This is a genomic window from Micromonospora sp. NPDC005305, from assembly GCF_040607315.1.
Lineage (GTDB): Bacteria > Actinomycetota > Actinomycetes > Mycobacteriales > Micromonosporaceae > Micromonospora.
Genome location: NZ_JBEXGL010000004.1, coordinates 392,053 through 404,877, shown reverse-complemented (window position 1 = coordinate 404,877; position 12,825 = coordinate 392,053). Strand labels below are relative to the sequence as shown.

The following is a 12,825-nucleotide window of genomic DNA, read 5'->3' as shown; positions in this document are numbered from 1 at the left end:
AATCTGGTGTGTGAGAGATGTTGCGAGTCATAGTCCGCCGCCTGCTGCAGCTGGTGGTGACCCTGATAGGGCTGTCCGCGCTGGTCTTCATCTGGTTGCGGAACCTGCCCGGCGGCCCGGTCGAGGCGCTGCTCGGTGAGCGGGCCACGCCGGAGCGACGCGCCCTGCTGATCAAGGCGCTCGGCTACGACCAGCCGATCCTGGTGCAGTACGGCAAGTTCATGCAGCGGCTGCTGACGGGCGACTTCGGGAACTCGATCCGCAGCGGCGACCCGGTCACCGAGGTGATCGGGCGTGCCTTCCCGGCCACCATCGAGCTGGCCGCGGCGGCCATGATCATCGCCATCGGTCTCGGCGTGCCGCTCGGCTACCTCGCGGCCCGGCACCGCGGCCGGCTGCTCGACAACTCGAGCATCGCCGGCACCCTGCTCGGCATCTCGATCCCGATCTTCTTCCTGGGCTACCTGCTCAAGGACGTCTTCACCCAGAACATCCACTGGTTCCCGCCCTCGGGCCGGATCAGCACCGGGGTGGACAACACCGACGTGACCGGCTTCTTCGTGCTCGACGGGCTGCTCACGCGGGAGTTCGACGCCGCCGGCGACGCGCTGTGGCACCTGATCCTGCCGGCGCTCACCCTGGCCACCATCCCGCTGGCGGTGATCGTCCGGATCACCCGGGCCAGTGTGCTCGACGTGCTCAACGAGGACTACGTCCGCACCGCCGAGGCTAAGGGCCTGCGGCACAAGACCATCCGGGGCCGGCACATCCTGCGGAACGCGCTGCTGCCGGTGGTCACCACCATCGGCCTGCAGACCGGTGCGCTGCTCTCCGGCGCGGTGCTCACCGAGCGGGTCTACAACTGGGGCGGCCTCGGCACGCTGATCTACAACTCGATCAGCGGCGGCCGCGACTACCCGGTGCTCCAGGCGCTGATCCTGCTGGCCGCGCTGGTCTTCGTGGTGGTCAACCTCCTGGTCGACCTCTCCTACGCCTTCATCGACCCGAGGGTGCGTGTGCGATGAGTGACCCGATCACCCGGCCCACGGTGGGCACCCCGCGCGAGAGCGTGGACCCGGCCGCCGTCGAGGAGAAGCGCGAGGGCACCCTGCCGCGCGGCATCGACCGGCTCGGCGAGCGCAAGCGCGCCCGGCTGGAGCAGCTGGCCCAGACCACCGCCGACAAGGGCGGCGTGAGCCTGGTCCGGGACGCGTTCCGCCGGCTGCGGCGCAACCCGACGGCGATTGTCGGCGCGTCCATCGTGGCGCTCTTCGTCCTGGTCGCGATCTTCGCGCCGCTGCTCGCGCCGCACGACCCCGCGCAGCGCTTCGACGAGCTGACGAAGAACCTCACCGTCGACAGCATCCCCGGCGCCAGCAGCGAGTTCCCGCTCGGCTCCGACCCGCTGGGCCGGGACTTCCTGTCCCGCATGATCCACGGCAGCCGGCAGACCCTCTTCGTCGGTGTGTTCGCCACGCTCATCGGGTTGGCCCTGGGCGTGCTGGTCGGCGCGATCGCCGGCGCCTTCGGCGGCTGGGTCGACAACATCCTGATGCGCTTCACCGACGTGATGCTGGCGCTGCCGGCCCTGCTGCTGGCGATCAGCCTGGTGGCCATGGCCAGCCGGTCCAGCCAGTGGACGGTCATCCTGGCGGTGGCCATCGTCAACGTGCCGATCTTCGCAAGGCTGTTGCGCGGCTCGATGCTCGCCCAACGGGAGAGCGACCACGTGCTGGCTGCCCGGGCGCTCGGCGTCAAGCAGGGGTCGATCGTGCTGCGGCACATGCTGCCCAACGCGATGACCGCCGTGATCGTGCAGGCCACGCTGACCCTCTCCACCGCGATCCTGGAGGCGGCGTCGCTCTCCTTCCTCGGTCTCGGTGACCCCGACATCAACCGCGCCGAGTGGGGCCTGATGCTCGGTGTGGACGGGCAGCGCTACTTCGAGGTGCGGCCGGAACTGGCCTACTTCCCGGCCGTCGCGATCATCGTGGTCGCGCTGGGCTTCACCCTGCTGGGTGAGGGCATGCGCGAGGCGATCGACCCGAAGAGCCGGCGGTGACGGCGATGCGGACCAAGGACCAGCACCGTGAGGAAGTGACCCGATGAGCCTGCTCGACGTACGCGATCTGAGCGTGGTGTTCCAGCGTCGCGGTGAGCGGCCGTTCACCGCGGTCGACAAGGTGAGCTTCAGCGTGGAACCGGGGCAGACCGTGGGTCTGGTCGGCGAGTCCGGCTGCGGCAAGAGTGTGACCAGTCTGGCGATCATGGGCCTGCTGCCCCGCCGGGGCAACAAGGTCGCCGGTGAGGTCTACTTCGACGGCGCCGACCTGCTCAAGCTGCGCCCGGACGACATGCGGGACCGGCGCGGCCGGGACATCGGCATGATCTTCCAGGACCCGCTGTCGTCGTTGAATCCGGTCGTGCCGATCGGCGTCCAGGTGACCGAGGTGCTGGAGCGGCACCGCGGGATGGACCGCAAGGCGGCCATGAAGGAGGCCCGCGAGCTGCTCGACGCGGTGGGCATCCCGGACCCGACGCGGCGGCTCAAGGAGTACCCGCACCAGATCTCCGGCGGCATGCGGCAGCGCGCGCTGATCGCCATGGCGCTGGCCTGCAAGCCGCGCCTGCTCATCGCGGACGAGCCGACCACCGCGCTGGACGTGACCATCCAGGCGCAGATCCTCACCCTGCTCAAGCAGCTCGTCGACGAGACCGGCACCGCGCTGATCATGATCACGCACGACCTGGGCGTGGTGGCCGGCCTCTGCGACACGGTCAACGTGCTCTACGGCGGCAAGGTGGTCGAGCGGGCCGAACGGCACGAGCTGTTCGCCCGGCCGCGGCACCCGTACACGCACGGGCTGCTGAACTCGGTGCCGCGGCTGGACTCGCCGCGGGGTGAGCGGCTGCACGCCATCCGCGGCTCGGTGGCCGACAACATCCCGTGGGTCGAGGGCTGCGCGTTCGCCCCCCGCTGCGACAACGTGGTGGACGCCTGCCTGGAGGGCACCCCTCCGCTCGAACCCACCGCGACCGGCGGCGACCTGCGCTGCAACAACCCCGTTTCCGAGGAGGTGGCGGTGCCGTGACCGAGTCGACCGAGCGGACCGGACCACTGGTCGAACTGCGTGACGTCAAGGTCCACTTCCCGATCAAGAGCGGCGTGCTCTTCGACCGCACCGTCGGTCACGTCTACGCCGTCGACGGCGTCTCGCTCTCCATCAACAAGGGCGAGACGTACGGGCTGGTGGGCGAGTCGGGGTGCGGCAAGTCCACCCTCGGCCGGGGCCTGCTGCGGCTGGTCGAGCCGACCGACGGCGAGATCGTCTTCGACGGCACCGACATCCGCGCGCTCAAGGGCGAGTCGATGCGCCGGATGCGCCGCCGGATCCAAATGATCTTCCAGGACCCGCTGTCCAGCCTCGACCCCCGCCAGTCGGTGGAGTCGCTGCTGGTCGAGGGGCTCAAGGCGCACGGCCTGGCCAAGGACAAGGCGGCCACCGCCAAGCGGCTCCGGGAGGCGCTCGCCGCGGTCGGCCTGCCCGCCTCGGCGCTGAGCAAGTACCCGCACGAGTTCTCCGGCGGGCAGCGGCAGCGCATCGGCATCGCCCGGGCGCTGGTGCTCGACCCGGATCTGATCGTCGCCGACGAGCCGGTCTCCGCGCTGGACGTGTCGATCCAGGCGCAGGTGATCAACCTGCTGGAGGAGCTGCAGAACGAGCACGGCCTGACGTACCTGATCATCGCCCACGACCTGGCGGTGGTCCGGCACATCGCCGACACGGTCGGGGTCATGTACCTCGGCGGCCTGGTGGAGGAGGCGTCCAGCGACGACCTCTACCGGGAGCCGATGCACCCGTACACGAAGGCGCTCATGTCGGCCGTGCCGGTGCCGGACCCGCAGGTGGAGGACCACCGGGAGCGGATCCTGCTCGCCGGCGACCTGCCCTCGCCGACGAACCCGCCGGCCGGCTGCCGGTTCCACACCCGCTGCCCGTGGGCCCAGCCGACCCGGTGCGCCGAGGAGCGGCCGGCGCTGCGCGAGGTGCTCGGCGGGCACCGGGTGGCCTGCCACTACGCGGAGGACATCGCGGCCGGCCGGATCCGGCCGCACGAGGTGGAGCCGGAGCTGGTCCGGCCCGACGACGGCGCGGCGCCGGGCGACACCGGGGAGCTGATCCCGACCCCGTGACGTGACGACGCGAGGCCCCTTCCCCGGGCGGGGAAGGGGCCTCGTCGCGTTCGGACTCTCAGCCCTCGGGGCGGTTCAGCAGCGCCACCGCGACGGTGTGCACGGCGTCCAGCGCGGCCGGGTCGGCCAGCGGCACCCGGCCACCGGTCACCGCGTACCACTCGTCGGCGTCCTTGTACTGCACCCGCAGGGTGACCTGCCCGTCGGCGTACTCGGTGCGCAGCGTCAGGTCGCCGGTCACCACGCCCACCTCGTCGGTCATCACCCCGCCCGGGCCGGCGGTGATGTCGCTGGTCCGTTCCGGGGTTCCGGGCGCCGGCGGGGCCGCCGCGGGTGTGCTCGGGGTGGCGTCGGCGGACATCCCGGCGCCGGAGACGTCGGCGGGGGCGGCCGGCGTGCCGTCGGCCGTCATCCCGGCCGAGGTCGGGCCGGGCGCGGTCGCGCCGCCCGGGGCCGCTGCGGCGGCCCCGCCGGTGGTGTCCGGCGTTCCCTCCGGCGCCGGCGCGCCACCGGCCCCGGTCACGGCTTGTTCGCCCATGTGCAGCCCTCCAACATGTCGGTGAGGGCGGCCTTCTCGGCACTGGTCACCGTCAGCCGCCAGTAGTGCTTGACCGTCACCCAGTCCGCCGCGTACTGGCACCAGTACGACCGGTTCGCCGGCTTCCACTGGGACGGGTCCTGGTCACCCTTTGCCCGGTTGGAGCGGAGGGAAACCGCGATGAGCTGCGGCCGGGTCAGGTCGTTGGCGAAGTCGCCGCGCTTCGAGTCGTCCCACTCGTCGGCGCCGGAGCGCCAGGCGTTGGCCAGCGGCACCATGTGGTCGATGTCCACGTCGGCCGGATCGCTCAGCGCCAGCCCGTCGTACGCGCTCTCCCAGCGGCCGCCCACCACGTTGCAGCCGGAGAGCTTGATGCCCTCGCCGTCCCGTTGCAGCACGCTGTCCCGCACGTCGCAGTTCTTGCCGGTGTCCCGCCAGTGCGGGAAGCGGGTCCGGCTGTAGCCCTTCATCGACCCGGCGGCGGCCACGGTCAGCTGACCGAGCTGCTGGTCGACGTTGCCGGCGGCGCTGGGCGGCGTGTCCGGCTCGTCGACGGGCACGCATCCGGTGGCGCCGAGGGCGAGCACCGCGGTGAGCGCGGCGGCCATCCCGGCACGGGCTCCTGATCTCGTACGCACAGACGACACCCCTCCAGCTTGCGTGCTCCCGGCGAGTCCGCACAGTACCCGGAGATGGTTTCCGTGATTCGTGGCGTCGGAAGTGGAGGGCCGGGCAGAGTGGTTACCCATGACCGCACCCGCTCCCGCGCTGCGTATCGGCACCGCCGCCGGTCGCGGCACCCTGCTCGCGGCGATCCTCGCCTCCGGCATGGTCTTCCTGGACAGCACCGTGGTCAACGTGGCGCTGCCCCGGCTCGGCGCCGAACTCGACGCCAGCGTCGCGGGTCTCCAGTGGACGGTCAACGGGTACCTGCTGATGCTGGCCGCCTTCGTGCTGCTCGGCGGCGCGCTCGGCGACCGGTTCGGGCGGCGGCGGGTCTTCCTGCTCGGCGTGGTGTGGTTCGCCGTGGCGTCGATGCTGTGCGGGCTGGCCCAGGGCACCGGCTGGCTGATCGCCGCCCGGTTCCTCCAGGGTGCCGGCGGGGCGCTGCTCACCCCCGGCTCGCTCTCCGTGCTCCAGGCCAGCTTCGACCCGGACGACCGGGCCCGGGCCATCGGCACCTGGTCCGGGCTCTCCGGGGTGTCCACGGCGCTCGGCCCGCTCCTCGGCGGCTGGCTGATCGACGCGTTCTCCTGGCGGTGGATCTTCTTCGTCAACCTGCCGCTGGCCGTCGGGGTGGTGCTCGCCGCGCTGCGCTGGGTGCCGGAGAGCCGGGACGAGGCCGCCTCGCGTACCGGAGCCGGCCGGCGGTTCGACGTGGCCGGCGCGCTGCTCGGCGCGCTGGCCCTCGGCGGCGTCACGTACGCCCTGATCGACGCGCCGGCGCGGGGCGCCGGCTCTCCGGCGGTGGTGGCCGCGGCGGTGCTCGGGGTGCTCGGCGCGGTGGTCTTCGTGCTGGTCGAGCGGCGCCGCGGAGACACCGCCATGCTGCCCACCGGGCTGTTCGGCAGCCGGCTCTTCTCGGTGCTGAACATCTTCACCGTGATCGTCTACGCGGCCCTCGGCGGCTTCACCTTCTTCCTCGCCGTCTACCTGCAGAACGTGGTCGGCTGGTCGGCGCTGCTCACCGGCCTGGCCACCGTGCCGATGACCCTGCTGCTGCTGGTCGGCTCGGCCCGGGCCGGGGCGCTCGCCGCCCGGATCGGCCCCCGGCTGCCGCTCACCGTCGGCCCGGTGGTCGCCGCGGCCGGCCTGCTGCTGCTGCGCCGGGTCGGCCCCGGGGCGTCGTACTGGGTGGACGTGCTGCCCGGGGTGCTCCTGTTCGGCGCGGGGCTCACCCTGGTGGTCGCCCCGCTGACCGCGTCCGTGCTGGCCGCGGTGGCGGACCGGTTCGCCGGGGTGGCGAGCGGCTTCAACAACGCCGCCGCGCGGGCCGGTGGCCTGCTCGCGGTGGCCGCGCTGCCGCTGCTGGTCGGCCTCTCCGGCAGCGGCTACGAGCAGAAGACGGCGCTGGCCGGCGCGTTCCGCGGGGCGATGTTCTGGTGCGCCGGCCTGCTGCTGGCCGGCGCGGTGCTGGCCGGGCTGCTGATCCACCGCCCCCGCCAGCCGGAGCGCGGTTAGGAGGGGCCCCCTGTTATGCACGAGGCGTTAACAGGGGACCCCTCCTTTCACATCAGGCGCGGGCGCGGTTGGCCGCGCTGGTGACCGCCTTGATCGAGGCGGTCACGATGTTGGCGTCCATCCCGACGCCCCAGACGGTCCGGCCGTCCACCTCGCACTCCACGTACGCGGCGGCCTGCGCGTCCCCGCCGGAGGACAGCGCGTGCTCGTGGTAGTCGAGCACCCGCACGGCCACGCCCAGCGACTGGAGCGCGTTGACGTACGCGTCGATCGGGCCGTTGCCGACCGCGGTCAGCGGGTGGACCTCGCCGTCGTAGCCGACCCGGGCCTCGATCTCGACCTTGCCCTCGGCGGTGCCGATGGCGTAGCCGGCCAGGGTGACCGCCGGGTCGACCTGGTGGTCGACCAGGTAGTTGCGGGCGAAGATCTCCCACATGGTGCCGGGCTCGACCTCGCCACCGTCGTGGTCGGTGACCTGCTGGACCACGCCGGAGAACTCGATCTGGAGGCGGCGCGGCAGGTCGAGCTGGTGCTCGGACTTCATGATGTACGCGACGCCGCCCTTGCCGGACTGCGAGTTGACCCGGATGACCGCCTCGTAGGTGCGGCCCAGGTCCTTCGGGTCGATCGGCAGGTAGGGCACGGCCCAGGTGAACTCGTCGACCGGCACCCCGGCCGCCGCCGCGTCGGTGTGCAGCGCGTCGAAGCCCTTCTTGATCGCGTCCTGATGGGAGCCGGAGAAGGCGGTGTAGACGAGGTCGCCCGCGTACGGGTGGCGCTCGTGCACCGGCAGCTGGTTGCAGTATTCGACGGCGCGCTTGACCTCGTCGATGTTCGAGAAGTCGATCATTGGGTCGATGCCCTGGGAGAACACGTTCAGCCCCAGGGTGACCAGGTCGACGTTGCCGGTGCGCTCGCCGTTGCCGAACAGGCAGCCCTCGATCCGGTCGGCGCCGGCCAGCAGGCCCAGCTCGGCGGCGGCCACCCCGGTGCCCCGGTCGTTGTGCGGGTGCAGGCTCAGCACCAGGCTGTCCCGGCGGGGCAGGTGCCGGTGCATCCACTCGATCGAGTCGGCGTAGATGTTCGGCATGGCCATCTCGACGGTTGCCGGCAGGTTGACGATGAGCTTCCGGTCCGGGGTGGGGTCGACCACCTCGATGACCTTGGCGCAGACCTCCAGCGCGTACTCCAGCTCGGTGCCGGTGTACGACTCCGGCGAGTACTCGTAGTGGATGTCGGTGTCCGGCGTGTGGATCTCCGCGTACTTCTGGCAGAGCCGCGCGCCCGTCGTGGCGATGTCGGTGATGCCGTCGCGGTCCAGGCCGAAGACCACCCGGCGCTGGAGCGTCGAGGTGGAGTTGTAGAAGTGCACGATGGCCCGGCGCGCGCCGCGCAGCGACTCGAAGGTCCGGTCGATCAGGTGCTCCCGGCACTGGGTCAGCACCTGGATGGTGACGTCCTCCGGGATCAGGTCCTGCTCGATCAGCTGCCGGACGAAGTCGTAGTCGGTCTGGCTGGCCGAGGGGAAGCCGACCTCGATCTCCTTGTAGCCCATCTGCACCAGGAGCTGGAACATCCGGCGCTTGCGCTCCGGCGACATCGGGTCGATCAGGGCCTGGTTGCCGTCGCGGAGGTCCACGGCGCACCAGCGGGGCGCGGCCTCTACGCGGCGGGTCGGCCAGGCGCGGTCCGGCAGGTCGAACCGGAACTGCTGGTGGTAGGGCAGGTAACGCTGGAACGGCATCCGGCTGGGGCGCTGCCGGGCGATCGGATCGGTCTCGGCGTCGGTGACAGGTTGAGCCATCTCGGAGTGCTCCCTGGGAACATGTGGCGTCAGCAGATCGGAAGGTGTCGGCGGATGCCGGGCGACGGTGCGCGGCGGTGCCGAGAAGAAGATCGGATGTGCTGGACGGCGCGGTTCAACTCCGCGACGAGGTGCCGGCCGGTCAGGCCTCGTCGCGGCAGCCAAGGAGAAGGTACGCGCGCCACATGACAAGGTCACCCTACGTGGTGAGGTCGGGGGTGGGAAGGCAGGTCCGGACTATGGGACCGGTGTCACGGTCTCCTCCGGCACCACGGCGCCCAGGCGCGGCGTCCGCGCGGCCCAGGCCACCGCGGGCACGATCGCCAGCCCGACCAGCACGAAGATCGCCGCCGTCGGGTACCAGCCCCAGCCGCCGGTGGTCACCCCCAGTGCGGTGAGCCCCGCCGGGGCGATCAGGTACTGGAGCTGCGTGCCGAGCCGGAACGCCCCCACGTACGCGCCGCGCTGGGCGGCCGGCGGCAGGGTGGCGGTGAGCCCCCAGGTGCCCGCCGACTCGACCAGCTCGGCCACGATCAGCAGCATCGCGGCGGCCACCAGCACCACCACGGTGAGCGTGCCCCGGGTCGCCCCGGAGATGGGCAGGACCAGGCAGAACAGGGCGATCAGCAGGGCGCCCCGGCGGGACGCCAGGGCCGCGCCCGGCGCGGTGTCGGCGCCCCGGCTGGCGCGCACCTGGAGCAGCACGATGAGGACCGTGTTGAGCAGCACCAGCCCGGCGATCACCGTCTTCGGCGCGTCGGTGTGAGTGAGGATCCACAGCGGCATCACCGTCAGGTAGAGCGTCTGGTGCGCGGTGAGCAGCCCCGAGAGCAGGGACACCGCCAGGAACGGGCGGTCACGCAGCACGGCGAGCCGGCTCATCGGCTCCACCGCCCGGGTCGCCTGCGGCAGCCGGGGCAGCCGCCGCACGAACAGCGACGTCACCAGGAAGACCGCCGCGATGAACCAGACCATCCCCCGGTACGCCGCGATCGTGTCCACCGCCAGTACCAGGCCGCTGATCGCCGCACCGAGCCCGAACCCGACGTTCAGCAACGAGCGCTGGTAGGCCATCGCGGTGACCCGCTCGGCCGGGGGGAGCGCGTTGATCGAGTAGACCTGCCGGGCCACGCCGGCCGCGGCGTCCACGGCGGCCAGCGCCACCACCACGGCGAGGAACCCGGCGAACCCGCCCACGAACGGGTACGTCGCGAAGAGCGCCCCGTCCAGCACCAGCGCGACCACCCAGACCCGCTGCGGTCCGTACCGGTCGGTGAGCCCGCCCAGCGGCACCGTGCCCAGCAGCGACACCCCGGCCGCGATGGACAGGCCCAGCCCCACCTGGGCGGCGCTGAGCCCCAGCGCCCGGGTGAAGAAGACGGCGCTGCCCGCCTGGAACAGGCCGCCGCCGATGGCGTAGACCATGGCCTGCACGGCCAGGGCCCGGGTCAGCCCGGCGGGCGGTACGACGTGCCGGACGGCGGTGCGGATCGTGTCTCTGGCCCCCATGGCCGGTGAGTGAACCCTGCCCCCACGGAGTCCGTCGAGCCTTTTAGTCTGTGGCGAATCCTGCGTCCGGGGGTGCGCGTGTCCGAGTTGCGGTTCAGCCTGGCCGACGTCGCGGGAGTACGGTTCGCCGTCTCGCCGGCCAACGAGACGGTCATGAGCATGTGGGCGCTGGCCGATCCGGTCCGCTACGCCGTGCACCTGCCCTGGATCGACCGGGCCCGGCTGACGCTGCGCCGCCCGGACGTGGCCCACCGGGTCCGCCCGCTGGTGGAGCTGACCCGGCCGCGCCGCTGGCTGCCCGACTTCCTCACGCCGGCGGCCCAGCCGGGCAGGGAGATGACGGAGCAGCTCGACCAGATCGCGTCGACGCCGCCGGACGTGGTGGTCCAGGACCTGCTGGCGACCACCCCACGAGGGCCGCTCAGCCCGTTCGGGCAGGCGCTGCTCGCCGATCCCCGCGGGCTGCTGCCGCAGCTCGTCGACGCGGTGCGGATCTGGTACGACGAGGCGATCGCCCCGGACTGGACGCGGATGCGGGCGCTGCTCGACGCCGACGTGGCGTACCGGGCCGCCCAGCTCGCCGAGGGTGGTGCCGGTCGGCTGTTCGCGCAGCTGCACCCGAGCCTGCGCTGGCTGGGCGACCGGGTGGTCAGCGACGACCCGTTCGAGCGGGACTTCGACCTCCGTGGGCGCGGGCTGGCGCTGAACCCGAGCGTGTTCACCGACCGGCGGGTGCTGTGGAACCTGCTGGAGGACTCGCTGCCGGCCGGGGCGTACCCGGTGCGGGCGGTCGGGACGCTCTGGGAGCCGGTACCGGCCCCGCCCGGGGACGCGCTGGCCCGGGTGGTCGGCGCCGGCCGGGCCGCGCTGCTGCACCTGCTCGATTCGGCGGTGACCACCACCGACCTGGCCCGGCGCACCGGGATGTCGGGCGGGAACGTGTCGCAACACCTGGCCGCGCTGCACGCCGCCGGGCTGGTGTCCCGGTCCCGGCAGGGCCGGCACGTCCTCTACCGCAACACCGACGTCGCGACGGTCCTGGTCCGGGCCAGCCGCGGCGGCTGACCCGCCGGGTGGGGGCGGATCAGGCGAGCAGCAGGGCGGCCAGCGGGCGGCGGCGGCGCAGTGCCGTCTCCCGGTCCCGCAGGTCCTCCGGAAGCGCGAACGGGTCCCCGAGCCGGCCGACCGCGGCCACCACCAGGGGCCGGACCTCGATCGCCAGGTCCAGCTCGGTGGCGAGGCCGGCGCGGTCGAAGCGGGTGAGCTGGTGGACGTGCAGGCCGAGCGCGGTGGCCTGCACGGTCAGGTGGGCGACGGCCTGGCCCAGGTCGTATGCGGCCCGTTCCGGGTCGCCGCCGGTGTGCGCGCCGACGACCAGGGCCGAGGCGTGCCGGATCCAGCGCTGGTCGCCCTCGGGCAGGTTGACCAGGATGCGCTTCCACGTGTCGTCCTGGCGGTGGCCGAGCGCGAAGCGCCACGGCTGGGCGTTGCCGGCCGAGGGCGCCCAGCGGGCGGCCTCCAGCAGGGAGGTGGCCTCGTCGCCGCTCAGCTCGGCGGCCGGGTCGAAGGCGCGGGGGCTCCAGCGGAAGGCGAGCAGCGGGGTGAGGTCGGGCATGCGGAGAAGCATCCCTGATGGGCGTTTTGCTCCCGCAACCGACCCCGGCAGATGTGGCCAAGAGCACCCGTAACGGACATCGGGGTCAGGGCGTTCCCGCGCTCGGGCTGTCGGTAGGAGACGGCAGGTCCCGGCTCACCGGCTCGCCCTCGGTGACCGGCCCGGCCAGTGGCACGGTGGCCGGCGCCGCGCCCGGCTCGCCGGCCAGCTTCAGCGTGCCGAAGGCCGCCCGGACCGCCGCCGGGGTGCCGTCCGGCAGGTAGCAGTAGATCCCGACGTCCAGCGGGGCGTTCAGCGAGGCCGAGGTCGACTCGATCGAGTAGCACTCGCCGCTCACCCCGGGCAGCGGGGTGGCCGGCGAGACGGCGAGCGGGGCGCGCCGGTCGGTGAGCACGTCCAGCCAGTCGGTGAACGGGTGCTGCACCCGCGGGTCCAGCCTCCGGGGCACGGCGTCGTCGGCGTCGCCGAGGCGTACGCAGCCCGCCGGCTGCGCCCACCCGGCCGAGGGCAGGGCGCACTGGAAGAGCCCGTCGCCGGTGGCGGCGAGCGAGACGTCGACCGTGCCGCCCTGACCCCAACCGGGCACGTCCACCCGCCAGGTGCCGTCGTTCGCGCTGGTCACCGCGACCGTCCGGGTCGCGCCGTCGGCCGGCTCGAAGGTGTATGTGGCGGTGAGGTGCCGGTCCTGGGCGGCGGCGGCCAGCGCGGCGATCTCGTCCCGGGCGGCGTCCACCTCGGCGGGGACCGGGTCGGCGGTGCCGGTCGGGGCCGGGCTCGGCGGGTCGGCGGTGCAGGCGACCAGGAGCGCGGGCAGGGTGAGCGCCAGGGTGCCGGTCAGTCGCCGGGCCGCGCGTCGGTGTGCGTGCACCGGGACATTCTGCGGTGCCGCCCGGGCTCCGGGGAGCCCGCCGTGCGGGTGTTCCGGCCGGCGTGTCGTCGGGCCGGGCCGGTGCCGGTGAGCCGCGCAGGCCGGGCCGGATGGT

General features: G+C 72.9%; 12 protein-coding genes. 6 read left to right on the top strand and 6 right to left on the bottom strand.

Features of this window, described 5'->3' with window-relative positions; all coding sequences use genetic code 11:
- The first annotated feature begins 17 nt into the window (after window positions 1-17).
- From ABZS80_RS10145 to ABZS80_RS10130, 4 genes are all read left to right on the top strand, one after another.
- On the top strand, window positions 18-1,025 hold the full coding sequence (locus tag ABZS80_RS10145; RefSeq protein ID WP_355055399.1) for an ABC transporter permease: 1,008 nt from the start codon (window positions 18-20) through the stop codon (window positions 1,023-1,025).
- 95 nt (window positions 1,026-1,120) lie between these two features.
- On the top strand, window positions 1,121-2,062 hold the full coding sequence (locus ABZS80_RS10140; protein WP_192579796.1) for an ABC transporter permease: 942 nt from the start codon (window positions 1,121-1,123) through the stop codon (window positions 2,060-2,062).
- A gap of 43 nt (window positions 2,063-2,105) precedes the next feature.
- Entirely contained in the window at window positions 2,106-3,092 is a 987-nt protein-coding gene (locus ABZS80_RS10135) for an ABC transporter ATP-binding protein (RefSeq protein WP_355055398.1), read from the top strand.
- Complete coding sequence (locus tag ABZS80_RS10130; protein ID WP_355055397.1) at window positions 3,089-4,195, top strand: oligopeptide/dipeptide ABC transporter ATP-binding protein; 1,107 nt, start codon at window positions 3,089-3,091, stop codon at window positions 4,193-4,195. The genes ABZS80_RS10135 and ABZS80_RS10130 overlap by 4 nt, the downstream gene beginning before the upstream one ends.
- A gap of 58 nt (window positions 4,196-4,253) precedes the next feature.
- On the opposite strand, the gene ABZS80_RS10125 is transcribed toward ABZS80_RS10130, so the two are convergent.
- Both ABZS80_RS10125 and ABZS80_RS10120 read right to left on the bottom strand, forming a co-directional pair.
- Window positions 4,254-4,733, bottom strand: a complete 480-nt coding sequence (locus tag ABZS80_RS10125; RefSeq protein ID WP_355055396.1) for a hypothetical protein — start codon at window positions 4,731-4,733, stop codon at window positions 4,254-4,256.
- The gene (locus ABZS80_RS10120; RefSeq protein ID WP_355055395.1) at window positions 4,715-5,341 is read right to left on the bottom strand and encodes an HNH endonuclease family protein; all 627 of its coding nucleotides are present in this window, start codon (window positions 5,339-5,341) and stop codon (window positions 4,715-4,717) included. The genes ABZS80_RS10125 and ABZS80_RS10120 overlap by 19 nt, the downstream gene beginning before the upstream one ends.
- Before the next feature lie 139 nt (window positions 5,342-5,480).
- Between ABZS80_RS10120 and ABZS80_RS10115 the strand changes: the two genes are divergently transcribed.
- On the top strand, window positions 5,481-6,914 hold the full coding sequence (locus ABZS80_RS10115; RefSeq protein ID WP_355055394.1) for an MFS transporter: 1,434 nt from the start codon (window positions 5,481-5,483) through the stop codon (window positions 6,912-6,914).
- Window positions 6,915-6,966: 52 nt separating this feature from the next.
- Here ABZS80_RS10115 and leuA read toward each other — a convergent pair whose 3' ends face one another.
- On the bottom strand, window positions 6,967-8,718 hold the full coding sequence (leuA, locus tag ABZS80_RS10110) for a 2-isopropylmalate synthase (RefSeq protein WP_355055393.1): 1,752 nt from the start codon (window positions 8,716-8,718) through the stop codon (window positions 6,967-6,969).
- A gap of 237 nt (window positions 8,719-8,955) precedes the next feature.
- Complete coding sequence (locus tag ABZS80_RS10105; RefSeq protein ID WP_355055392.1) at window positions 8,956-10,227, bottom strand: MFS transporter; 1,272 nt, start codon at window positions 10,225-10,227, stop codon at window positions 8,956-8,958.
- A 78-nt stretch (window positions 10,228-10,305) separates the two neighbouring features.
- On the opposite strand from ABZS80_RS10105, the gene ABZS80_RS10100 reads away from it, so the two are divergent.
- Window positions 10,306-11,292 (top strand): MarR family transcriptional regulator, encoded by a 987-nt coding sequence (locus ABZS80_RS10100; protein ID WP_355055391.1) that lies wholly within the window; start codon window positions 10,306-10,308, stop codon window positions 11,290-11,292.
- Window positions 11,293-11,311: 19 nt separating this feature from the next.
- Here ABZS80_RS10100 and ABZS80_RS10095 read toward each other — a convergent pair whose 3' ends face one another.
- Both ABZS80_RS10095 and ABZS80_RS10090 read right to left on the bottom strand, forming a co-directional pair.
- Window positions 11,312-11,842 carry a nitroreductase family protein gene (locus ABZS80_RS10095; protein ID WP_355055390.1) on the bottom strand — a complete coding sequence of 177 codons (531 nt, stop codon included), beginning with the start codon at window positions 11,840-11,842 and terminating at the stop codon, window positions 11,312-11,314.
- Window positions 11,843-11,927: 85 nt separating this feature from the next.
- Entirely contained in the window at window positions 11,928-12,710 is a 783-nt protein-coding gene (locus tag ABZS80_RS10090; RefSeq protein ID WP_355055389.1) for a hypothetical protein, read from the bottom strand.
- Window positions 12,711-12,825: the final 115 nt, after the last annotated feature.

Coding starts and splice junctions, on each gene's coding strand:
- ABZS80_RS10115 (WP_355055394.1), top strand. CDS start 5,481: ATGACCGCACCCGCTCCCGCGCTGCGTATCGGCACCGCCGCCGGTCGC.
- ABZS80_RS10135 (WP_355055398.1), top strand. CDS start 2,106: ATGAGCCTGCTCGACGTACGCGATCTGAGCGTGGTGTTCCAGCGTCGC.
- ABZS80_RS10120 (WP_355055395.1), bottom strand. CDS start 5,341: ATGGCCGCCGCGCTCACCGCGGTGCTCGCCCTCGGCGCCACCGGATGC.
- ABZS80_RS10095 (WP_355055390.1), bottom strand. CDS start 11,842: ATGCCCGACCTCACCCCGCTGCTCGCCTTCCGCTGGAGCCCCCGCGCC.
- ABZS80_RS10125 (WP_355055396.1), bottom strand. CDS start 4,733: ATGGGCGAACAAGCCGTGACCGGGGCCGGTGGCGCGCCGGCGCCGGAG.
- ABZS80_RS10105 (WP_355055392.1), bottom strand. CDS start 10,227: ATGGGGGCCAGAGACACGATCCGCACCGCCGTCCGGCACGTCGTACCG.
- ABZS80_RS10145 (WP_355055399.1), top strand. CDS start 18: ATGTTGCGAGTCATAGTCCGCCGCCTGCTGCAGCTGGTGGTGACCCTG.
- leuA (WP_355055393.1), bottom strand. CDS start 8,718: ATGGCTCAACCTGTCACCGACGCCGAGACCGATCCGATCGCCCGGCAG.